Here is a 2,452-nt window from a genome sequence, read left to right as displayed (position 1 = left end):
GTGATTGCGTTCATATCAATCAATTCCTTTACTATTTTGATAAGTCTATCATACCACAAAATAGTATTTTTGTAAATAATTATATCTATTTTTACACTGTTTTGTTGATTTTTGTATCATTTGTGGTATAATAGATTTAGAATAAAGAAGGAGTAGAGAAATGTTAGGTGAATTTAAGTCATTGTATGATTTGATGATTGCTTTTCCAAATGATTATTACTGTGAACAACATTTAGAAAAAATTCGTTGGAATGGCTATGTAGTTAGTCCTTTTGATGAAACATCTAAGGTTTATAAATGCAAGAATGGTAAATATAGGTGCAAAAATACTGGTAAATACTTTAATGTTAGAACTGGTACAATGTTTGATAATACTAAAGTCTCCCTTCAAAAATGGTTTATAGCTATCTGGCTAATGACATCTCATAAAAAGGGTATCTCCTCTCTGCAACTGTCAAAAGACATCAACGTTACACAAAAAACAGCTTGGTTTATGCTAGAGCGTATTCGTAGATGTTTCGGTTCAGAAAATAATAATGAATTGGACGGAACTGTAGAAGTAGATGAAACTTACATCGGTGGTAAAAATAAGAACCGCCATAACTCCAAAAAAGTCAAAAATGCCCAAGGTCGCTCCCTAAAAGATAAAATCCCAGTTGTTGGGATGGTTGCACGAGAAGGAAAATTGAATGCTCATAAAGTAGCCGATACAGGCACAAAAACTTTAACAGAGCAGATTGTAAAATTTGTGAAAGACACTGCCCAGCTTTACACTGATGAATGGTTAGGTTATAATAAAGTTGCGAAAATGTACGACCATGCTTTTGTAAATCATGGTGCTCGTGAATATGTTATTGAGGATGTCTATACAAATACGATTGAAGGTTTTTGGGCAGGTCTCAAACGTGGTGTACTAGGAATCTACAACTCTTGGTCTAAAAAACATCTACAAGATTATGTAGATGAGTTTGTCTTTCGTTATAATACCCGAAGCATGGCTGATAACGACCGCTTCAATCTTCTATTGGCATCTTCAGAAGTTCGTACAACATACAAGGAGTTAGTCCATGGATAAACTACATGCAGAAATGGAGCGAACAGTTTCTAAAACAATTGATAATAAGCTAGTAGATTATCAAATTTCTCTCTCTGATAATTTTTACACCAAATATCTTAGTTACTATGACTGCCCTTACACTCAGGAAGTAGTTAAATCACACCGAAAATTTTTCCAAGACCTATCCTATTATGCGATTTATCAAAAACTTGGAGAAGTCACAAAAATTAGCATACAAGCTCGCCTTTCTGAGTTAGATACTCTAGTAGATATTTCAGACAATAAAGATGAATTCGATACTTTCTTTTACAAAAAGTTTCAGTTTAAACTACCTGATATTCCATTCGAGGAAGAAAAGATAGAACTTTCCAATTTTGATTTAAAATTGCAACAGGCTCTAAATTATAATCCTAAAGAAGATGAGGGGCTGAGAAAAAGAAGATAAGGAAGGTGCAAGATGAATTGGTATGACTACATGATAACGGCATCAGAGCAGTCACGGTTTAATGCTAGTCACTGGTTTCGCTATTTGCGAAAAGTTATTTTTGAAGACTATTCTTATTTGACGGAAGAAGATGTTAAAAAGTTACTAGGTTCTAAAGAACTAACAGATTTTCAAAAGGTCAGTTTGAAATATGCTATTCAAGAGTATACACCAACGCATGAATATGTGATTTCGTTAAATAAACCTGCCAAATTAGCCAATGTACAAAAAATGATGGAGAAATACAGACATGGATAAAATGAAACCTGTTTTTGAAGCCTTGAACCGAGAGTTATCTCAAGCCAATCTTCATTTAACCATCATTTGTGTTGGTGGTTATGTCTTAGAGTACCATGGTTTGCGAGCTACACAAGATGTAGATGCTTTTTATGAAGACAGTCAGAAAATCAACGAAATTATTGCTCGTGTGGGGCAACGCTTTAATTTGAATACTGACGAAGAACTATGGCTCAATATAATGTGGCAAACATGAACAGACAGCCACCATTACATTTGTGTGAGACCCTATATTCATTCGAAAACTTAACTGTTTTAGTTGCTCCAATTGAATATGTATTGGGCATGAAGATGGTTAGCATAAGAGAGCAGGATTTGAAAGATATTGGAGCGATTATCAAATATAAACACTTCCATTCTCCATTTAACACCTTTGAGGGTTTAAAGAAAATGGGATTTGATAGCATTGATTTCTCCGTCCTCCTAGAAGGCTTCAGTTATGCCTATGGCATGGACTGGTTAGAAGAATTTTTTAAAGAAAATCAGGATAAACTGAGAAGATATTATTGATAGTCAAGATAGAAGAAAAGACGATTTCCTAGTTTGGAAGTCGCCTTTTTTGATGTTGTCGAAATACTACATATTGTGGTTAGTGTAAACAGATATATAGTTCC

General features: G+C 34.1%; 5 protein-coding genes. All 5 read left to right on the top strand.

Annotation, left to right across the window (positions count from 1 at the left end):
• The first annotated feature begins 160 nt into the window (after window positions 1-160).
• The 5 genes from AALA56_RS09860 (at window position 161) to AALA56_RS09840 (ending at window position 2,348) form a co-directional block, all read left to right on the top strand.
• Window positions 161-1,075, top strand: coding sequence for an IS1595 family transposase (locus AALA56_RS09860; RefSeq protein ID WP_369909864.1), 915 nt, complete (start codon window positions 161-163; stop codon window positions 1,073-1,075).
• Window positions 1,068-1,502, top strand: a complete 435-nt coding sequence (locus tag AALA56_RS09855) for a hypothetical protein (protein WP_369909862.1) — start codon at window positions 1,068-1,070, stop codon at window positions 1,500-1,502. Before AALA56_RS09860 ends, AALA56_RS09855 begins: the two co-directional genes overlap by 8 nt.
• A gap of 12 nt (window positions 1,503-1,514) precedes the next feature.
• A complete protein-coding gene (locus tag AALA56_RS09850; RefSeq protein ID WP_369909861.1) occupies window positions 1,515-1,799 on the top strand; it encodes a hypothetical protein in 285 nt (94 codons plus the stop codon).
• Window positions 1,792-2,034, top strand: a complete 243-nt coding sequence (locus AALA56_RS09845) for a DUF6036 family nucleotidyltransferase (RefSeq protein ID WP_369909860.1) — start codon at window positions 1,792-1,794, stop codon at window positions 2,032-2,034. The genes AALA56_RS09850 and AALA56_RS09845 overlap by 8 nt, the downstream gene beginning before the upstream one ends.
• Window positions 2,035-2,129: 95 nt before the next feature.
• The gene (locus AALA56_RS09840) at window positions 2,130-2,348 is read left to right on the top strand and encodes a hypothetical protein (RefSeq protein WP_369909866.1); all 219 of its coding nucleotides are present in this window, start codon (window positions 2,130-2,132) and stop codon (window positions 2,346-2,348) included.
• Window positions 2,349-2,452: the final 104 nt, after the last annotated feature.

The organism is Streptococcus hyointestinalis (genome assembly GCF_041225505.1).
In the GTDB taxonomy this organism is placed as follows: Bacteria; Bacillota; Bacilli; order Lactobacillales; family Streptococcaceae; genus Streptococcus; species Streptococcus hyointestinalis_B.
This window is presented reverse-complemented; position numbering and strand designations above follow the sequence as displayed.

Excerpts from the sequence above, each read along its gene's own strand:
- AALA56_RS09860 (WP_369909864.1), top strand. The coding sequence starts at position 161 with ATGTTAGGTGAATTTAAGTCATTGTATGATTTGATGATTGCTTTTCCA.
- AALA56_RS09855 (WP_369909862.1), top strand. The coding sequence starts at position 1,068 with ATGGATAAACTACATGCAGAAATGGAGCGAACAGTTTCTAAAACAATT.
- AALA56_RS09850 (WP_369909861.1), top strand. The coding sequence starts at position 1,515 with ATGAATTGGTATGACTACATGATAACGGCATCAGAGCAGTCACGGTTT.
- AALA56_RS09845 (WP_369909860.1), top strand. The coding sequence starts at position 1,792 with ATGGATAAAATGAAACCTGTTTTTGAAGCCTTGAACCGAGAGTTATCT.
- AALA56_RS09840 (WP_369909866.1), top strand. The coding sequence starts at position 2,130 with ATGGTTAGCATAAGAGAGCAGGATTTGAAAGATATTGGAGCGATTATC.